The following is a 19,715-nucleotide window of genomic DNA, read 5'->3' as shown; positions in this document are numbered from 1 at the left end:
ATATTTTTATCAATGAATTGAAATGGAAATTAAGCACAAATCATCTTCTACTCGATATTGATTTAAATGATTTGTTAAAACCAGTTCACTCAGTTGTCCTGCTGCGGTGTCTTGTTGCTCCTTCATAATTGTTTCTAACGATAGGATGTGATCTTCCATTTCCATATTTGCAGACTCTATGAATCCATCTGTAAACAAAAGTAGATTCGATGTTTTTTGATAGGGGAGGACACTTTTCTTATATTGCACTTCTGGAAGCATACCGACTGCTACGCCCCCTTTATTTAGATGAATGACTGTTTCCTTGTCTTGATAAAATAACCCAGGAGGATGTCCAGCATTCACATATTCAATCTGTCTCTTTTTCGTGTCAATTACAAAGTAGATCGAGGTGAAAAAGTACGGCATTCCATCTTCTTTCTGACGAAAAAGCTTCCACATATGTGCATTTAACTCCGCTAGCACTTTTTCAGGGTCTACTAGCCTTTTCACTAATTCTTCCAGGACAGAACGAATCGACATGCAAATAAATGAGGCTGCTACTCCTTTTCCCATTACGTCTATGATGATGGCGCTATAGCGATGTTCATCAATCTGAAACCACGCATACATATCGCCACCAAACAGCGTCGCTGGTACATATACCCCGCTCATCTCAATACGTTCATTCGATATCGGCTGCGGAGTAATTATCTGATGAAGTTGTTGTGATAGTTGAAAATCTTCAAATAATAGCTGTTCATTTAACTTTTGCTCAGTTAAGTCAATGACCGTTGCAATATAATGAGGTACATTTCCCTCGCTAAAGCTCTCAATCTTGGAAATATTCAACCATTCTGCATACATTTCACCGTTTTTCTTTGAATTCCACATTTCGCCTTCCCATTTGCCAATTCTTTGGACACTTGACCATAGCTTTTCATAGAAAATTTCTGGATGTTGCTCAGATTTAAAGAAATTGATAGATTGATTGATCACTTCATCTTTGTTATAGCCTGTAATATTACAAAAAGCTTTATTGACATAATGAATCACAAAATTTTCATCAAATATTATCATTCCTACATTTGTAGAATCAATGGCATGTTCAATCAGCGAAGAAGACTTGTTAAACGTATTCATTTGCTCGTCTCAGAAACTCCGTTAAGGTAGGCTAATGCTTCTTCATATTCATCAAACAAATCAATAAAGCTTTCAAAATGAACTAAATTAAAGATTTTCTTAATCGGCGGCTGCAATCCAGAAATAACTAATTTCCCATGATTATTTTTAACTTGCAATACAGAGTTTGCAATAATCCCTAAGGCAGCGCTGTTCATATAGGTGACATCTTTTAAGTGAAGGATATAATAATCCGATCGTCTACTTACAAATTCCTCCATATCTTTCTTGAACTCCGTCACTTCTTTAATTGTGATATTAATTTCTGGAGCAAACGTCTCAATCTTAATTGACATACTCAACAACCTCTTTCTTCGTAGCATCCATATTCTTTGTCAATACAAGCCCCACCCAACCCTCTCTCTGAGCTAAATGAACTTCATCCATTATCCCAATAATTAACGGAAGGCCCCTTCCAGAAGACGTAGTATTCACGTTTTGTGAGGCGCTAATAGAAAATATTTGACCTTTTTGCCAAACTTCAACAATTAAATATTCTAAGGAGATTTTCCACTTAACAATAATTTTATCTTGGGAACAATATTTAAAAGCATTTGTTGATGCTTCTTCTGCAGCAAGCTGAATTAGAGTTTGGTCCTCTTCATTGAATGATGTGTGTCGCAAGAGGTCTTGGGTCATTACAATGGCCTTATAAATATCATCCTCATTCTTCACAACTAGTTCTCGTTCATATAAATTACACAAAACAGCACCCCCAGTTTTACACATCTACCAAGTTATCAAGAAGTGGAGCTTCCTCTTCTTTTAAAATACTTTGAGCGTCTAACAAAGTGATAAAAGAGGTCCCGTCACGATAAATACCTTTCATAAATCGTTTATACGATGGATTGATATTTTTCGGAACTTCTTCCATTTCCTCTTCATTAATCGCTAATACTGACTTAATTTGACCTACAAGCATTCCAAACAACGTTTCACCTGTCTCAAAGATAATAACCTTTGACCGTTTTTGTTTATTGTTTTCAACACTCATATTCAATCGTTTTTGTAAATTAATGACTGGCAGCATCCTATCTCTCAAATGAATTAGTCCTTCGACTGTATCTGGTGCATTTAATACAGGAGAAATAGTGGTGATGTTTAATACTTCATGAATTTCCTGTGCTTCTAATCCGAACGTTTCATTACCTACTTGGAAAGTTAGCCATTTTTTCGCTTCAGCCTTTTGTTTTTCAAATTGGGCAGCGTGAGCATCCAACTGTGCTATGTCTGTACCTTCTTCTTGAACAATGGTTGCTATATCAAGAATCATTGCAACACGGCCGTTGCCGAGAATCGTAGCACCTGTTATATATTCTGGCTTTCCTAGATAGCCTCCAAGTGACTTCATAACAATCTCTTGATTGCCTATTACTTGGTCAATCATAATACCAACACGTTTTTCTGCTAAGCCTACAACTACGACTTGAACCTTTTTCTTGCTGACATCTTCTTTTACATTTAATTTGGCATGTAACTTCAGCAACGGTATCATTTCTCCTCGAATTAAGCCGATCATTTGACCATTAATTGTTCTTACCGTGTCACTCTCCATACGAATGATTTCTACAACATTTACTAATGGTAAAGCAAACGGTTTTGCTCCAATTTGAACAAGCAGTGCTGGAAGGATTGCTAATGTTAAAGGGAGCTTAATTGTAAAGACTGTTCCTTCACCAAGCCTAGTTTGTAAATCAATCACACCGTTTAACTTTTCAACAGAATTGCGGACAATATCCATGCCAACTCCCCGACCCGAAATATCTGTCACTGCTTTCGCTGTAGAAAAGCCAGAATGAAAAATTAATTGGCATTTTTCTTTTTCTGATAGTGAATCGGCTTCCTCTTTCGTTAAAATGCCTTTTTCAATTGCTTTAAGAGCTAATTTTTCAGCATTGATTCCTGCCCCATCATCTATCAGTTCGATTTGAATATGCCCGTCTTTTTGAGAAGCTCGGAGTGTAATTGTTCCTGTTTCAGGCTTATTCGCAGACTTTCTATCTTCAGCACTTTCAATTCCATGATCTAAAGCATTACGAAGCAAATGAATGATTGGATCGCCAATTTCTTCAATAACGGTACGGTCAAGCTCAGTTTCTTTTCCTTCCATGACGAGATTGATTTCTTTTCCTGCTTTTTGTGAAAGATCACGAACCATGCGTGGGAATCGACTAAACAATTGCTCAATCGGAAGCATTCTAACCTTCATCATTCCGTCTTGTAGTTCACTGACGACACGATGAAGATGATCATTGACACTTCCTAGCATTTCAACATAATGATTAGACTTAAATTGATTAGCTAAATGAAGATGTGCCTCGTTCAAACGGGAACGGTCAATAATTAACTCACCGACAAGGTTCATAAGCTGTTCGAGCTTGCCAACATCAACACGAATAGTTTGCGAGTTTACACGTGGTATACTTGTATTCTTAACAACATCAACTGCTTTCCGAGGAGCTTTAGCAGTTTGCACCCCTTCACCATTTGTATAGTGAGGCAGATTGTCTGTCGTAATTTCAGTAATACTGATTGTCTTGATTTCTGCCAAACTGTTAATCACTTGAAAAATATCTTGCTCTGAATAGCTAGTCGCTACTGTATAAACAAAACGACTAGCAAGCTTATCATCATTTTCAAGTTGTTCCGTTGAAGGAGTAGATGCAATAACATCTCCAACCTCCTCTAAGTTGTTATAAATTAACAACGCTCGAATTGACTTCATCTGTGAGTCATCTACAAGCTCAACGAAAACTGCAAATACTTTCGTGTCCCCATGCAATGACTGTAGAATGACATTCTTTTGATACTCTTCATATACCAATACAAATTCATCGGCATTATGTTTGTGAACAGGCTGTGAGCTGTTTCCTCTGTCCCCCCCGCTGTAGGAAGCAACTAACGAATCGAGCTTTTGGATGATTTCCTCACAATCAACATCATCATGATGGCTTTCTGTAATCACATTCACAATAATTTTCAACTGATCAATCGCTTCAAAAATCAAGTTAATTACGTTTGTATCAACAGTCATGTGATTGGAACGAATTAGATCAAATACATTCTCTACTACATGTGTTAAACGATTCATCTTTCGAAACTCCATTGCGCCTGACGAGCCCTTCAGTGTGTGGGCAGCCCGAAATATCACCTCAATTGTTTCTGGATTCGAGCTGTCTTGTTCAAGTTCAAGTATTTTTTCATCTAATATTTGCAATTGTTCTGTTGCCTCATCTAAGAACACGCCTAAAAAGGCACTTACATCATAACTTGCCATTTTAAAAAAACCTCCTTATCACACACCTTCTGGGTAGAGCACAGTGTTAAGCTTCAATATACCGATTAACTGACTTTCTACTCGCACAAATCCTTCTAGACAATTTTGGTCAAATGAAACGACCATGTTTGGTGACTTCTCAAAATGCTTGTCATGAATTTGAATGACTTTTAACAGTTGATCAATCACTATTCCGATCGTTTCATCATTTTCCCGAACAATAATTATCCGTGTATACTTATCAAACGCTTTCTGTTCAAGCCCAAAGCGGTCCCTTAATTTCACAACAGGAATAATTCTTCCTCGTAAATTAATAACACCAGCTATCATCGAATTGACATTCGGCACTTCATCAATTGGCTGTATATTAATGATCTCTCGAATCTCACTAACATTGAGCGCTAACGTTAAGTCTCCTAAATGGAATAAAACAAATTTATTTTGGGTCAAGTCCATTGGTAAAGCCCCCGTTCTTTAAAAAAGGATAACCGACAAATAATAGACTGTTATCCTTTTGAAAAACACTGTTTAATTAAGTGTGAATTTCGCAGCAAGTTGATTTAATTCTTCAGCCATACGGGATAGGTTTGTTGCCGAATCAGCCGTTTGCTGAATACCAGAAGATGTTTCTTCTGTTACCGAAGCAATATTCTCAACAGCCGTAAGCACTTCAGTTGATTGACTTGCCAACTGTTCACTTGCCGCAGCAATTTCATTAATTCCGACTGCTGCATTCTTAATGAGCACTTTAATCTCTTGAAATTGCTCACCAGCACTATTTGTATTCTCATTACCTACTGCAACAGCCTCAACCGTTTCTTTCACATTCACTTGAATATCACGAATCAGCTCAGATATTTCTTTTGTTGCTACACTGCTTCTTTCAGCCAGCTTGCGAACCTCATCTGCTACTACCGCAAATCCTTTGCCAGCATCTCCAGCTCGGGCCGCTTCAATTGCTGCATTAACAGCAAGCAAGTTCGTTTGTTCAGCGATATCATCAATCATCACAATAATTTCACCGATTGTATCCGACTGTTTTGATAAACTGCTGATCTTATGACTAATTTCTGACATCCCCGCTAATGTTACATTTATAACTGTTTCACCTTGCTCAGCGACCTGAACTGCTTTATCTGATTCCTCTGTCACGCCTGTTGCATTGCTTGCGACTTCATTAACGGCATTGGAAACCTCGTTCATCATTTCAGAAACACTGTTTGCTGAGGCAGCTTGTTCCTGACTACCTGCGGCAATCTCTTCAGAACTAGCAGAGATTTGTTCTGAATTCGCAGCCAAATCTACAGCATTGTGATTGATTTGTGTAATTAACTCTTTTAAACTACTGATCATTTCATTAAATGAATGAGTCAAGCTCCCTAACTCGTCTTTAGAAGTATACGTAGAATGGACGGTTAAATCTCCATCAGCCGCTTTCTGCATATTATCTAATAAGTTAAGTATTGGGCGATTTAACAAACGAGAAATATAGATGCCAATCACAATAGATAAGGCGATAGCTCCAAAGACAATCGCAATCATTGTCGTAACAGCTTTTACTGCAGCTGAGCTTGTTTGCTTCTGAAGCTTAGATGCATTATCTGAATTTAAATTCGCTAATTCATCTAAAATTTGATTACTTTCGTTTAACAGCTTTTCAGCTGAGGCGTTATAAAGCTTTAAACCTTTTTCAAATTGAGCACTTGTTGCAAGCTGGATTGCTTGGGATTTATCTGCTCGAAAGTTCGTTAGTGTATCTTTAAGCAAAGCTAGTTTTTGCTTTTCAATATCTAACAATTTTGTTTGCTCATACTTCGTTAACAACTCATCAACTTTTCCAGCTCTCTGATCGATTTGGTCAATCAATTGCTGTTGTACTGCTGGGTCTTTTTCATGCAGTAGCTTTAGCATTAACGCTTCACCAGCACGGTTATGTGCACGTGCCTCATTCAGCCATTGAATTGGCAAAAGTTTATTTTCGTACATATCATCAGAATTCGAAATCATACCTTGCATAAAATAATAGCTTGATAATCCTAACCCAGTGAAAAAAACAACATTAATCAAAATAAGTGCAAGTAGTTTGTTAAAAATCTTTAAATTTTGAAACCACTTCATTGTCATTACCTCCAACATGATTGTTCCTTTTATATTTCCTATAAATCTTTTTTACCAATTAAGTACCCTTTCAAGCAAACGAATTATAGGTATTTTGAACCTAATAAACACCTTTTCAGACACCCACCTCCCTCTTACATACAAGAAAAGGTACTTTTTAAAGCAGATTACAACTTTTTCAGTTATTTTTTTCGTTCATTTCAAACATAAAGCTAACCATTTAGACAGCTTCCCCTTCCTGCGATCAAAAAAGAGCCGCCATACGGCAGCTCTTCATACGTTCTATTCATTTAAATACAATTGTTCAAATTCCTCTGCAGGAAGCGGCCTGCTGAAATAATAACCTTGTACTTGCTCACAGCCAATCTCCTTAAGGAAATTAGCTACTTCTTCTGTTTCTACTCCTTCTGCTACAACGGTTAAGTGGAAAGCACGAGCAATCCCAAGCATCGCTTTCACCAATTGCGCATCACTTGTACTGCATAAAATATCTTTTACAAAGCTTTGGTCAATTTTCAATGTATTGACTGGGAATTTCTTTAAATACCCTAGTGAAGAATAGCCAGTGCCGAAATCATCAATTGCAATCGAAAGGCCCATTTCTCTCAATTCTTGAATTAAGGTCACACTTGCATCGGTGTCTTCCATAATACTATTTTCTGTGATTTCAATTTCTAAGTTCTCAGGAGGCAAGCCTGTTCTTTCTAGAATCCCTTGAAGGCGAGAAGTAAATTGAGAGTGTTGCAATTCTAATGGTGATAAGTTAACCGCTACTTTATAATTTGGAAAACCTTTATCCATCCATTTTTTTTGTTGCGCACATGCACGCGAGAGTACCCAATCGCCTAAGGAGAAAATCAATCCAGTCTCTTCTGCTAATGGAATAAATGTCGCAGGACTGATAAAGCCTAATTCCTTTGAAAACCACCTTAGAAGCACTTCCATTCCAACTAGCTTATTTGTTTGAATATCAATCTTTGGCTGATAATAAAGAGTCAATTCATCATTTTGAATGGCTTGTTTTAATGCTCGTTCTAAAGAAAGAGATTCTAAGAAATAATCATGAACTTCCTTTGTATACATTTGATAAACATTATTTTTCTTTAAACGGCAATAATGAAGAGCTTTAAATGTTGAATTTAGAAGCTCGTCTACTTCCTCATATTCTGGAAATGTACTTGCTCCAATATGACAGGTAAGCCGAAACTCATGTTCATGTATCCGATGAACTTTTTCAATTGCTTGGCAAATTGCATATGCAATCTGTTCTAGTTCCTGCTCTTTGAGATATCCCGAAACAATAATTAAAAAGCGATTTCCTTCTATCCTGTAAATCCTTCCGGCATCGTTTGCATGTTCATTAAGAAGACCGACTACTTTTTTTAACAATACTTCACTCATAGACGGGCCGAAAAGTTCATTCACCTTATTGATACCATTGACTCTCACACATAGAACGGCAAGCTTCTGATTTGTAGTCTTTGCTACATTAAGTGCTAGAGATAAATCATCATCAAATCGTTTCTTGTTTGGAAGCCTTGTGACCGGATCATGATAGGCAAGAAAGTTAATTTTTTCGTTAGCTTTTTCTAAATCAGAGATGTCGGAGCATGTCCCTACAAGCTCCACAACCTCACCGTCTTCTATAAGTGGAGATAGCGAGATAAATAATGTAAATTCAGTCCCTAACCTTTGTTTATAAAAAAGCGATTCACCTTCAAATGCTTTGGTGAACTGTTTATTAAAAATTTTCGCTTGTTCTTCGGTGAAAATTTCTTCAGGTGTTTTATTTAAAAAGCTTTCATTTGATAAACCCAATCGCTTCGCAAGCTTTCCAGCAAATAGACTAAATTGCATTTTCCCAGCGTCATCTTTTTTAATTTTGAATACCATATTTTCCAGTGCTTGAACGACTTTTCGATATTCTTCTTGTAACGCTACATATAAGCTTTCCTGTGCTATTTTTCCTTCTGTAATATCAGTTCGTGCAGAAATATAACAGGTCGGCTTTCCACTATCATCAACAACGGGGATAATTGATGTTTTAACCCAATAAAATGACCCATCTTTTGCTCGGTTTTTTATTTCGCCTTCCCATTTCTGTCCGGAAGAAATCGTTCTCCACATCTCTCTGAAGAAACCTTTTGAATGATAGCCTGAATTTAAAATACTATGGTTTTGGCCGATCAATTCTTCTTTACTATATCCAGAAATTTTCATGAAAAGATCGTTTACGTACATGATACGTCCTTTTATGTCAGTCATACCAATAATAATCGATTCATCAAATGCATGCTTCAAATAGAATAAATGCGTTAGTTCAGCTTTAATATCATTGAAGGAAGATTCAGGAATATTAGCAACGTTTTGAAATGTACGTAGAATCTCTAACCAAGATGTCAAATCTTTGCTATCCATTTTCCCTAAAGCATTTGCACTTTGGTTCTGTATTAGTCCACCCATGTTGTAACTCCAATCTCTCAAATTCATAGTTATTACTATTATAACTTTTTAACCAGGAAAATTGTACAAACAATTTTCAACTATTTACATCATTCGACAAATATATGAAAAAGCTGCTAGTTTACCTAGCAGCCTATCTATTAATTATCATTTGAACTTACTACTTCAATTATTAAGGCTATTAACGTACCAAGGACCAATCCATTGCTAAGGACGGAACCAATGATAGCTGGTAATGAAGAAAAAGCTTCAGACGGGACAAACATAACCCCGATCCCTACAAAGAGTGGGAAGCCAACTTTCTTTATCGTACTCTCTACATCGGCAGCTTGAAGCAATTCTTTAATCCCTAACGATGTCATACCTGCAAATACCGGAAAGATAGCTGCGTATCCAACTGCTGGTGGAAGCGCTGAAATAAAGGCAATAAAAGGAGTAAACAAGCTTCCAACAATGATCAGGGCAGATGCAATTATAAATGGGATTTTACTTGTTATTCTGCTTGAAGCAATAAATCCTCCAGACCCAGAGATCGGAACAGGTCCAATTGCAGAAAACAACCCAGCAAGTATTTGCCCAACACCCATGAAAACGCCGGTCTTCTTAAGAGAAACATCTTCTACTTTCACTTTTTCCATCTTCAACACGCTTTCTACAATTTTGACACTTGCAAGCATGTTTGTGATTAACAAAAGCGTGATGACAGCAACAGTAGGCACCACACTCCAATCTACGTGAGGTATGCCAAATGCAAATACTTTCGGAATACTAACAATCGAATCAGGTAATTTCACCTTCTCCGCTAACCCAAATACGATAAACATAAGCCATCCAACTGATAGACTTCCGATAATACCTATTTTCTTTAGTTTATGGTGTGTAGAAAAGACAAATGCAACCGCAACCAATACGAGAGAAACAACTGCGAAGGTTGGCGATATTTGCCCTTCTTTCCCTTCAACTCCTAACACTCCATTCAAAAATGAACCACTTAACTGAGCGACTAGTAATAACAAATAAGTCCCTGTTACAGCAGGAGAAAAATAGTTTGAAAGCTTATCAATCAACCCAAACATACTGAGCCCGATCGAGATAACGCCGCTAATTAGTAAAGAGAACTCTAAAACTTGCAATGTCTGTTCAGTTGAGCCGAATAACACTAACCCTAGGTTGGAGTATAAGGTGAAAATCCCCCACCATAGCCCAGCAGGTCCTTCATTAATTGGTAAACGATGGCCAAACATTACTTGCAAGAGCCCTGATACTGCTAACACAATAAACGTCCTCGATATAAATTCAATGGTTAGCTCTGGCGACATCCCGTAACTTGATGCAATCGCAATTGGAGCGACGATATTTCCAGAAATAATAAATAAAAACCATTGCAATGAAGGTAATAGATACTTCTGCAAACCTCTTCACACCTTTCTATAAACAGAAAAAGCCCCTTGTCTAAGAAACAAGGAGCGAACGAAAAAGAGAATAAAATCCCTCAAAAATTCCGCTTCTCCATCCGCAGATGGAGTTTATGAAACAATTCTTTTCCTTATTTATCTTATCAAAAATAGCTTCGTTTTTGTACATTCATAAAATATAGCGTATTTCATTAAGAAAAAAACAGAAATATTATAAAAATAGTAAAATTTAAATGTTTTTTACTGTAATATATATAATTAACATATTATTAATAAAAAAGAACTGGATTACTGAAGGAAAGGAGTTACTATGTTGGTTAATATCCATCAAAATGTAGCGAACCCTACAGAAACAGATGTAGAAACATGGCTACACGAAGTCAACGAAATTATTTTAAAGGTCGATATGGGAGAATTGCCAAACAAAGAAGAATACCGAAAGTTTGCTAAATGGCGTCTTTCGGCAGTAGAGCGATATTTTAACAACAAAATCGATCATAAATTCAAAAGCACCTACAATTCTCTATGGAGTCAACTCTATCGCTTAGAGCACTCAGCTGAATTTGAGCACCCTTATATCAAAACGTTAATTGAACAGTTATGTAAACAAACTCCCCTGAAAAACACCTAGACTTTACAGCTGTTAAGACAAAAAGGGTTGTACTTGAAAACGTTTAATGCTATTATAATATCAAAATTAAATAATAGTATTTCACTAGGGGTGCCTTCGGGCTGAGACGGATGATTCCGAACTCTTTGAACCTGATCTGGTTTAGACCAGCGGAGGGAAGTTGAACGATTTTGTATGCTTAATTTGCGTATATGACAGCCGCTTCCCTTTGGAAAGCGGCTTTTTTGCGTACAAGGAGGACATTAATGGAGTTTCATGTCATTACAAATGGAAAGCAACCATTTTCCAAAGCAAGATGTATCCTGCAACAAATTGAACCCTTCATTGATTATATTCACATTCGTGAAAAACACCTAGACCAGCATACAATCGAAACTTGGATTGAACACCTAAAACAGGTGAATTTCCCTTTATCAAAAGTCATTCTCAATACGCATGCTGAAATAGCAGCAACTTATTCACTTGGTGGTGTCCATCTCCCTGAAAGAATCGAGAATCTTTCAGCGATTAAAAAGCACTTTCCAAAACTAACAGTCGGTGCTTCCATTCATTCACTCTCAAGTGCTAGAGCGAAGCAACAAGCAGATTACTTCATGTTTGGTCATATCTTTGAAACGGCTAGTAAAGAAAATATGACGCCTAGAGGTGTCCAAGCCCTTCATCAACTCTGTTCTGCGACTACAAAACCAATTATTGCGATAGGTGGAATCAGCATTAAAAACCTACATCAAGTAAAAGCTTCTGGAGCATCTGGCTTTGCAATGATGAACGGAATAATGGAACACCCAGAACCACAAAAAATAGCTAAGCAAATACATACTATGATAAAAGGTTGGAGTTAAATGTTAAAAAAATTCGATGTCATAATTGTCGGCGGCGGTGTGATTGGCTGTGTCACTGCCTTTTACTTAGCAAAGGAAGGTCATAAAGTTTTGTTATTGGAAAAAGACCAAGTTGGGCTTAAATCTTCTTCAGCAGCAGCGGGAATGTTAGGCATTCAAGCTGAATTGACCGAGTTCAATCCACTCTATCCCTTAGCAAAGCAAAGCATGCAGCTGTTCCCAGAACTTGTTTCTGAATTAAAAGAACTTACAGGAATTGATGTCGGTTATCGAAGAACCGGGGCCATAAAACCAGCATTTTCAGAAGATGAGTTGACGCAATATTCCAAAATCAAAGCGTGGCAAACTTCGCAAGGCGAGCATGCTGAACTATTAACAAATGAGCAACTTTTAGAGTTAGAACCGTGTCTTTCAGATTCTATCTTAGGAGGACTGTATTTCCCTAACGAGTCACAAGTAACAGCAACTCAACTAGTAAGAGCGCTAGCAGCAGGAGCAACAAAATACGGCGCTACGATTGAAGAATTTCAAGAGGTGCTTGAGTTAGTCGAAACAGATCACCAAGCTCAAGGGGTAAAAACACTTAAAGGGACATACACAGCAGACCATGTTGTCATTGCAAGCGGCGTTTGGAGTAAAAACCCTTCACTTATTCGAGATGACGTTGAACTATACCCGCTTAAAGGTGAAGCATTGTCATTAAAGGTTTCTCAGCCTATTCTGTCGACAACCCTTTTCTCAGAGGCATGTTATTTAACACCGAAGACAGCGGATACCATTTTTGTCGGTGCAACTGAAAGACCATATTCCTACGATACGACTCCTACTGTTAATGGAATCTATCAACTACTTGGTGCAGCACGTTCGCTACTTCCGGCTTTAGGAGAAGCACAGCTTGAACGAGTTTGGGCTGGACTTCGCCCAACGACGCCAACACATTTACCATACATCGGCCAGTCCGCACATGTAGAGGGGTTATGGTATGCATTCGGCCACCACCGCAATGGCATTTTATTAAGTGCTGCGACAGGGTCAGTGATTGCCGCTCTCATTAATGGGAGGGATGTAGACATTGACTTATCTGCCTTCTCCCCGTCTCAAGCACTCGTTAGGAGGTGAACAACGTGACAATCATCGTAAATGGAGAAAATGTGGAAGTACCCGCTACTGTCCAAACAATTGATGACCTAGTTCAGCATTATAAGCTCGGTCAGAAAATCATTGTCGTCGAACACAACAAACAAATTATTGAAAAAGAAAGTTATACCAAACAAGTTATAAAGGAAAACGATTCAATTGAAATCGTTAATTTTGTCGGAGGTGGATGAGATGTTAAAAATCGGTTCATATGAGTTAAATTCACGTTTGTTATTAGGAACAGGTAAATTCCCAGATTTAGAAACGCAAAAGCAAGCAATTGATGCTTCAGGAACAGAGCTTCTCACATTCGCAGTAAGGCGGTTAAATATTTCACAACCAGACCAGCCAAACTTCTTAGAACAACTTGACTTACACCGCTTTGCACTTCTACCAAACACAGCAGGCGCCGCAACCGCTGAAGAAGCCGTCAGAATTGCTAAGCTGGCGAAGGCTTCAGGGTTATGCGACATGGTCAAAGTGGAAGTAATTGGTGATGACCGCACACTTCTTCCTGACCCGCTCGAAACCTACAAAGCATGTGAAACACTGTTAGATGAGGGCTTTATCGTTCTTCCTTATATTTCAGACGATCTCGTTCTTGCAAAACGGCTTGCTCAATTAGGCGTTCATGCAGTTATGCCTGGTGCTTCGCCAATCGGAACAGGAAAAGGAATTGTAAATGATACGTACTTGAAATATATTATTGAATCGGTTGATGTCCCTGTTATTATCGATGCCGGTATCGGCACTCCATCTGATGCCGCCCAAGCGATGGAGCTTGGCGCTGATGGTGTCCTGCTGAACACAGCTGTATCAGGAGCGAAAGACCCAATCGGCATGGCAAAAGCAATGAAGCTTGCTGTTGAAGCAGGCCGCCTTGGCTATGAATCTGGAAGAATTCCAATGAAAGAATATGCTGTCGCAAGCAGTCCACAAGAAGGAATGAGCACGATTGGATCATAACCGGTATTCAAGACAAATTCTTTTCAAACAAATTGGTGAAACTGGACAGACAAAGCTTGCAAGCAGTCATGTACTGATGGTTGGTGCAGGTGCACTTGGTACGAGTATTGCTGAAATGCTAACACGTTCTGGTGTTGGCAAGCTAACAATCATCGACCGCGATTATGTTGAATGGAGCAACCTCCAACGCCAGCAACTATACACCGAAGCTGATGCAGCGGCAGGGGCCCCAAAAGCAATCGCCGCATCGCACCGTCTGCAAGAGATTAATCGTGAAGTTGAGATCGTGCCAATTGTTACGGACTTTTTTGACTATGTGAAGTCCTCTTCCATAACAACTGTCGATCTTATCATGGATGCTACAGATAACTTTGAAACACGTTTTCTTATTAACGACATATCGCAAAAACAACAAATTCCATGGATTTATGGCGGAGCCACAGGAAGTACAGGGTTAACCTACACGATTATTCCCAAAGTCACTCCATGCCTTTCTTGCATGGCTGAAACCCTGCCTAATCAAGCTGAAACATGTGATAATGTCGGCATTATTTCACCAACTATTCAATGGGTAACTGCTCATCAAGTAAACGAGGCAATGAAACTATTAACTGGAAATGAAGACAAAATCCGCAAAACCTTATTGTATACAGACTTGTGGAAAAACCATACATCATCACTTCAGATGGAAGGTCTAAAAAAAGCTGACTGTTCTTCGTGTGGTAGTCAGCCCACCTATCCATTTTTAAATACACAAAAACAAACAGACTTAGCTATCCTTTGCGGTCGAGATACGATCCAAATTCGCCCAAGCCAAAGTCAACAGCTAAACCGCTCACTCATTGAAAAGAACCTTGCTTCAATGACTACACATATTAAAGCAAATGAACATATCATTCATGCAAAGCTGTCAGAAAGTAAGCGCATCGTTGTTTTTTCCGATGGGAGAATTCTTCTGCATGGTACAAAGGATGTAGCAGAAGCTGAGAAATTGTACGAGCAACTTGTACACATTTAAAAACCTTGTAAAATAAACAACAGCCTTCCTTATTTCTTGTATAGGAAGACTGTTGTTTGTTATATTTCGTTCAATTTTTAATGTAAGTGTTTTGACTTACCCCATAAATACTTCGATCTTTTCATACATTCCTTCTCTAATCGCAAAAGCGTCTTCACCACGAATACAGAAATTATCCACTTCTTTCTTATTTCCATTTTTATCATGTAAAATGAATGATTTGATTTGTGGCTTATTCGCGCCGTATGTGTTCATTCTTCTTTCATTATGATAGACTACCTCTGTTTGTCCAAGGAATCTGAAAGATAAAACACCATCCTCTTTAAAGAGCCATCCTGGTAAAGCCGGTGAGAAAGATAAGGTGAGAGTATCTTCTTCGACTTTGAAAGGCTGCTTTCCAATCATCATGTACGTCCACATGCTTAAGAATTCAGCTGTTGAGCCACTTAGTCGTGCGACAAACCCTCTCCCATGAACGGATGGATCAGGGTTGACAGAGGTGGCAATAAAGGATGAATTCTCAAGTATACTTCTTCCGTACATCGCTGGGTCAATAAATGGAATGAGTGATGTTTTCATTTCATTAAAGAACTCTTCGTACAGCCCTGTCTTTAATAAGCTGAGCAAATATTTATAAGACATGTGTAAGAAAACTGATTCCCGTTCTAACCATCCAGGGGTGAACGCCTTAATCCTGCCTATTTCATGTGATTGGCTGTCTAAGCTCACTGATGTCTTATACATCTTAATATGCTTATCATATAAGTCCGACGCTTTGATTTTTTCATATTGCTCTTTCGCACTGTCGATATTTTGGAGGGTTTTAAATGAACGTGCCGGCCCCTCTAGAAAAGATGGAAGTACCGATACTTTGAATTCCTTTACTGTTACTTTCGGTAATCCGTAATGACTAACTTCACCTTCCATTACTTCATAATCAACAGCTTCAAAAGAAAAATAAGTTGGATAAAGTCCCTTTCCAAGCTCTTTCGCCTTCTCTATTCCTACGTTCAACTTCCATAGAAACGTTTCACAAATTGTTTTTATTTCATGAAGCGTAACTTGTTCTTCTTGCCCATCAATACCAAATCGAATCGACTTACGATAAGTTTCTCTTGCTTTTGAAATAGCGTCCCAATATTCGAAATCGCTCATCTTACGTACACGGGATTCAACTAGATTTTTGTACACATCATTCATAAACGTATTGATTTCCATAGGGATGTTAACAGCACGATCCTCCACTTGTTCAATGGTTGAAGCAATAAATTGAACAACTCGCTTCAATTCAAACGTCTCACTCATCCCTGAGCCAAATATTCCAGGGAGGCCATTCATTGCGTCATTCCAACCCGGTTTGTTTGCTTCCATTTCAATACCCATTCCATAAGGATCTAATGTAGCAAATTTATTTAAGGCTAAGGAAAGCAATTTCACAAATAAGTTAGTTTCATATATGTCACCTAACCCATTATTCGTGCGCAACCAATTCGTATCGTTTAGTGATATACCCAGCTTCTCCATCTTTTGTTCATCTTCAAGAATAGCTCCATATTGCCTTACCTTACCTTTCGATAAGACATACTTCTCATTTCTTGGAAGAACATAAGCAGGACTATCAAAAAACGTATAACTGTTATCATTAAACATAAAATCTTCAAGCTGGTCAGGGTAAATATCCAAATAGCTTTCAACTAAATCTAAGTTATACGTCCAATGGTCTATCCAAAACCCTTCTCCGAAGCTTGCTTCGATATGCTGCTCTGAGAGTTTTAATACTTCGGTGAGAAAGTCTTCTTCACATACGGCTAATTGAACCTTTTCGTTATATAAAAAGTTGACAACCTTTCCAGGTGTAAAATTCTTCGCTAATAGTTTTGCAAGTTCTGCCTTATGGCTGTGCACATATCGCGCGAATAAACCAGATAGGTGAGTTTCATACTCCTTCTTAATTGTAAAAGAACAACCTTCAACAGATAATGGATTATAACCGTCAGCTTGAATTAAGCTCATGAACATTTTGACATTAAAGCTTCCTACTTTAGGGTTGAAGTAAATATCATTTCTTCTATTTTGATTGGCATCACGAAAATTACCGTTACCTTGTGAATAATATTCAGGAGCAATCGAGAAGAAGTTATAGTCACGTTCTAAATCACCATGCTTCCTTGAAAACAGGTGATATACAAAACCGTCTTTTCCATTCTCCAAAAGGAATGGATAACCACCACGCAGCACATTATCAAGGTAGCTTTGCCGCGTATATTCATCAAATATATCCGATGAAGTAGATGCTTTTATTGAATCTGTTAATGTTCGAATTAGCTCATTTGCTCGCTGTTGCTTTTCATTAATGTATGTCATTTTTATAATCTCATCGACTTGACTATGGATCATTTCTATATCCGAAACATGACCAATGATACTACAAACTGTAATCATTTCATTAGATCCTATCGTACGACTAACCGGTGTGAAGCCACACGGTACTTTATTCGCTGTCACTTGAGGGGAGGAAGTTATTTCTTCTAAAGAATGACTCATGAAATACTCTGCATTTTGAAGAGATTGGTCCTCTCCAAAAATAATCTCTGCATCTACAATCGGTGTTATGAGCTTTTCTTCATCAGTAAACGTTAAGTAGAAATGCCCGCTCGTTACTTCACTAACCTCAGCCTCATCTCCTATACTTGCTCGAACACGAAAGTATGGAATTTGATTTTCAAGGTTATACACTTCCATCCAACTTCTTAAGAGGTTACCAACTTCTTTGTACGCTGCATTCTCCACACCATAAGGCAGAAGTTCTGGCATACCATCGAGTATTTCTACCTGAATTTCTTCACCCTTAAGGTTTGTTACTTCCACTTTACGAACTAATCCGGCAAAATTCGCTTCAGGTATGTGAAAATAGTGAACCGTTACTTTAAGAGCCTCTATTTCATTTACTTCTTCAATCGTTAACTGATTCGCTTGAACATACATTGTTCTTTTAATCTTCGGATTGTTTGGCGCTGGTGAAAAAGGCTCAATGACTCTGTTTTCATTTTTTAATTTAATGAAAGTTCGAAATCCACTAGCTGCCACATTTTTATACGCAATATTTGCAGGTGAAAATTCCATAATTGGTGAATGTTTATCCTTCACACCAAAACTACAGATCCCTTGTCCTCGGTTTACATAAAATGTCCACATCGGTATACCTTTAACACCTGCTATGCCTGGTAAAAAGCTCGAAAACGTTTTGGCTTTATCATAGTCCTCGATTACAAATCTTTTCTGTAGATCGAATGAATATCTATTGTTTGCCACAAGTTGTTCCCCCTCTTTTCAGGATCATAACCACATTATTTTTCAAATAGATAGGTTGCTATAGAATGTGGAGGTAGATTCGTTTGAAAGCTATCTTTGTTATAGCCAACCGAGAAGCTTCTATGTTCATCCGTTTCATTCATAACCACCATTGCTATGGTGCCATCTTCATTTAAGAAGGCAGTTGTTTGTAGATGAAGATTTTCATTATTGACTTTTATTCTTACAGCTCCAGGTCGAATGTATTTACTAAAATGGCCAATATAGTAAAACGAACTATTATAGTGCAGCTCGTTTGTTTTTGTATCTGCAATAATCGGCGCATCACAAAGGTTTTGGACATGATTTGGACCGCCTTCTTCATTTAACACCATGTTCCAGTCTAAGTATCCTTCGACCCAGTTATTTAAATCGCCAATCATATTGCGACCATACCTCTCACCAGTAAACCATTCCCCAAGCTTTACGCCACCTTCTTGGCAGCCTTCTGTAAATAATAAATGTTTGTCAGGGAATCTTTCATGAACTTCGCCAACTTTATGGAATTCTTCACTCACATACCAATGTAACCCCGTGCCCCATACATACTTTGCCGCTTCAGGGTCTTCTAATACTGTTGAAGCACGTTCGACAATAATATCTCGATTGTGGTCCCAGATGATAATGTTCACATCATCATACCCATTTTCATGCATGATTGGACCAAGGTGATTTTTCACAAAGTCACGCTCTTCCTCAGCTGTATAAATACATGAGTCCCATACTTGCGTTGCAGCAGGCTCATTTTGTACAGTAATTCCCCAAATATCCATACCTTCATTTCGATATGCTTCAATAAATTTTGTATAGTATAATGCCCAAGTATTCATATACTCTGGTAAAAGCTTCCCACCATTATTCATTTCCTGGTTTGTTTTCATCCAAGCTGGCGGACTCCAAGGCGACGCAAGTAATGGAATCCTACTTCCCTTTACTTTCATCGCATCCTTAATCATAGGAAGCACCCACTTATGATCTCTTTCTATATTAAACGTTTTAAGCTCGATATCATTGTCTTCCACATACGTATAATTTTCTAGTGCAAAATCACAGCTATGAATGTGTACGCGTCCAATCGTATATCCTAAACCATTCTTTTGATCAAAATAGCTATCTAATACTTCTTGTCTCTTATCACTAGACATTTGCGATAATGTATAGGCACTTGCTTCTGTAAATGCCCCACCGAAACCTAAAATCGTTTGATAGGTTTCTAAACGATCAATATTGATATCAACATGCCCTGATGGATTTGATTTAAGCTGTAGACTTTGTTGTTCTGTCAAACGATTATCTGAATCTTTAGTCGTTAGTATCACACGTACCTCTGTCATAA

General features: G+C 38.1%; 16 protein-coding genes and 1 riboswitch. Of the genes, 6 read left to right on the top strand and 10 right to left on the bottom strand.

The genetic code is table 11. The annotated features are described in order from the left end of the window. Nucleotides 1-9 precede the first annotated feature (9 nt). From LC040_00555 to LC040_00520, 8 genes are all read right to left on the bottom strand, one after another. A complete protein-coding gene (locus tag LC040_00555; protein ID WLR51429.1) occupies nt 10-1,122 on the bottom strand; it encodes a SpoIIE family protein phosphatase in 1,113 nt (370 codons plus the stop codon). Continuing rightward, nucleotides 1,119-1,457: an STAS domain-containing protein gene (locus tag LC040_00550; protein ID WLR51428.1), complete on the bottom strand. Its 339-nt coding sequence runs from the start codon at nt 1,455-1,457 to the stop codon at nt 1,119-1,121. The genes LC040_00555 and LC040_00550 overlap by 4 nt, the downstream gene beginning before the upstream one ends. Further along, nucleotides 1,447-1,866 (bottom strand): ATP-binding protein, encoded by a 420-nt coding sequence (locus LC040_00545; GenBank protein WLR51427.1) that lies wholly within the window; start codon nt 1,864-1,866, stop codon nt 1,447-1,449. Before LC040_00545 ends, LC040_00550 begins: the two co-directional genes overlap by 11 nt. Nucleotides 1,867-1,882: 16 nt before the next feature. Next, nucleotides 1,883-4,438: a chemotaxis protein CheW gene (locus LC040_00540; protein WLR51426.1), complete on the bottom strand. Its 2,556-nt coding sequence runs from the start codon at nt 4,436-4,438 to the stop codon at nt 1,883-1,885. A gap of 18 nt (nt 4,439-4,456) precedes the next feature. Beyond that, nucleotides 4,457-4,894 carry a chemotaxis protein CheW gene (locus LC040_00535; GenBank protein WLR51425.1) on the bottom strand — a complete coding sequence of 146 codons (438 nt, stop codon included), beginning with the start codon at nt 4,892-4,894 and terminating at the stop codon, nt 4,457-4,459. 72 nt (nt 4,895-4,966) lie between these two features. Continuing rightward, a complete protein-coding gene (locus LC040_00530; protein ID WLR51424.1) occupies nt 4,967-6,556 on the bottom strand; it encodes a methyl-accepting chemotaxis protein in 1,590 nt (529 codons plus the stop codon). Between the two features lie 282 nt (nt 6,557-6,838). Further along, a complete protein-coding gene (locus tag LC040_00525) occupies nt 6,839-9,019 on the bottom strand; it encodes an EAL domain-containing protein (GenBank protein ID WLR51423.1) in 2,181 nt (726 codons plus the stop codon). A 140-nt stretch (nt 9,020-9,159) separates the two neighbouring features. Further along, nucleotides 9,160-10,431, bottom strand: coding sequence for a purine/pyrimidine permease (locus tag LC040_00520; GenBank protein WLR51422.1), 1,272 nt, complete (start codon nt 10,429-10,431; stop codon nt 9,160-9,162). Nucleotides 10,432-10,744: 313 nt separating this feature from the next. On the opposite strand from LC040_00520, the gene LC040_00515 reads away from it, so the two are divergent. From LC040_00515 to LC040_00490, 6 genes are all read left to right on the top strand, one after another. Continuing rightward, a complete protein-coding gene (locus LC040_00515) occupies nt 10,745-11,065 on the top strand; it encodes a hypothetical protein (GenBank protein WLR51421.1) in 321 nt (106 codons plus the stop codon). Nucleotides 11,066-11,141: 76 nt separating this feature from the next. Then, nucleotides 11,142-11,240: riboswitch (TPP riboswitch) on the top strand. 70 nt (nt 11,241-11,310) lie between these two features. Beyond that, nucleotides 11,311-11,907 carry a thiamine phosphate synthase gene (locus LC040_00510; GenBank protein ID WLR51420.1) on the top strand — a complete coding sequence of 199 codons (597 nt, stop codon included), beginning with the start codon at nt 11,311-11,313 and terminating at the stop codon, nt 11,905-11,907. Then, a complete protein-coding gene (thiO, locus tag LC040_00505; GenBank protein ID WLR51419.1) occupies nt 11,908-13,026 on the top strand; it encodes a glycine oxidase ThiO in 1,119 nt (372 codons plus the stop codon). Nucleotides 13,027-13,031: 5 nt separating this feature from the next. Further along, complete coding sequence (gene thiS / locus LC040_00500; GenBank protein ID WLR51418.1) at nt 13,032-13,235, top strand: sulfur carrier protein ThiS; 204 nt, start codon at nt 13,032-13,034, stop codon at nt 13,233-13,235. A 1-nt stretch (nt 13,236) separates the two neighbouring features. Next, entirely contained in the window at nt 13,237-14,010 is a 774-nt protein-coding gene (locus tag LC040_00495; GenBank protein WLR51417.1) for a thiazole synthase, read from the top strand. Further along, complete coding sequence (locus tag LC040_00490) at nt 14,000-15,028, top strand: ThiF family adenylyltransferase (GenBank protein ID WLR51416.1); 1,029 nt, start codon at nt 14,000-14,002, stop codon at nt 15,026-15,028. Before LC040_00495 ends, LC040_00490 begins: the two co-directional genes overlap by 11 nt. A gap of 96 nt (nt 15,029-15,124) precedes the next feature. Here LC040_00490 and LC040_00485 read toward each other — a convergent pair whose 3' ends face one another. Both LC040_00485 and LC040_00480 read right to left on the bottom strand, forming a co-directional pair. Then, nucleotides 15,125-18,340, bottom strand: coding sequence for a cellobiose phosphorylase (locus LC040_00485; GenBank protein ID WLR51415.1), 3,216 nt, complete (start codon nt 18,338-18,340; stop codon nt 15,125-15,127). A gap of 35 nt (nt 18,341-18,375) precedes the next feature. Then, on the bottom strand, nt 18,376-19,713 hold the full coding sequence (locus LC040_00480; protein ID WLR51414.1) for a glycoside hydrolase family 30 protein: 1,338 nt from the start codon (nt 19,711-19,713) through the stop codon (nt 18,376-18,378). Nucleotides 19,714-19,715: the final 2 nt, after the last annotated feature.

Origin of the sequence: Bacillus tianshenii, assembly GCA_020524525.2 — a bacterium.
In the GTDB taxonomy this organism is placed as follows: Bacteria; Bacillota; Bacilli; order Bacillales; family Bacillaceae_N; genus Bacillus_AV.
Note: the sequence above shows the minus strand (reverse complement) of the source record. Positions and strands in the feature narration are given on the sequence as shown.

What these genes read in the sequence shown, in the direction of transcription:
- LC040_00515 (WLR51421.1), top strand. Translation starts at nt 10,745, where the DNA reads ATGTTGGTTAATATCCATCAAAATGTAGCGAACCCTACAGAAACAGAT.
- LC040_00510 (WLR51420.1), top strand. Translation starts at nt 11,311, where the DNA reads ATGGAGTTTCATGTCATTACAAATGGAAAGCAACCATTTTCCAAAGCA.
- LC040_00535 (WLR51425.1), bottom strand. Translation starts at nt 4,894, where the DNA reads ATGGACTTGACCCAAAATAAATTTGTTTTATTCCATTTAGGAGACTTA.
- LC040_00480 (WLR51414.1), bottom strand. Translation starts at nt 19,713, where the DNA reads ATGACAGAGGTACGTGTGATACTAACGACTAAAGATTCAGATAATCGT.
- LC040_00550 (WLR51428.1), bottom strand. Translation starts at nt 1,457, where the DNA reads ATGTCAATTAAGATTGAGACGTTTGCTCCAGAAATTAATATCACAATT.
- LC040_00540 (WLR51426.1), bottom strand. Translation starts at nt 4,438, where the DNA reads ATGGCAAGTTATGATGTAAGTGCCTTTTTAGGCGTGTTCTTAGATGAG.
- LC040_00495 (WLR51417.1), top strand. Translation starts at nt 13,237, where the DNA reads ATGTTAAAAATCGGTTCATATGAGTTAAATTCACGTTTGTTATTAGGA.
- thiO (WLR51419.1), top strand. Translation starts at nt 11,908, where the DNA reads ATGTTAAAAAAATTCGATGTCATAATTGTCGGCGGCGGTGTGATTGGC.
- LC040_00555 (WLR51429.1), bottom strand. Translation starts at nt 1,122, where the DNA reads ATGAATACGTTTAACAAGTCTTCTTCGCTGATTGAACATGCCATTGAT.
- LC040_00530 (WLR51424.1), bottom strand. Translation starts at nt 6,556, where the DNA reads ATGAAGTGGTTTCAAAATTTAAAGATTTTTAACAAACTACTTGCACTT.
- LC040_00525 (WLR51423.1), bottom strand. Translation starts at nt 9,019, where the DNA reads ATGGGTGGACTAATACAGAACCAAAGTGCAAATGCTTTAGGGAAAATG.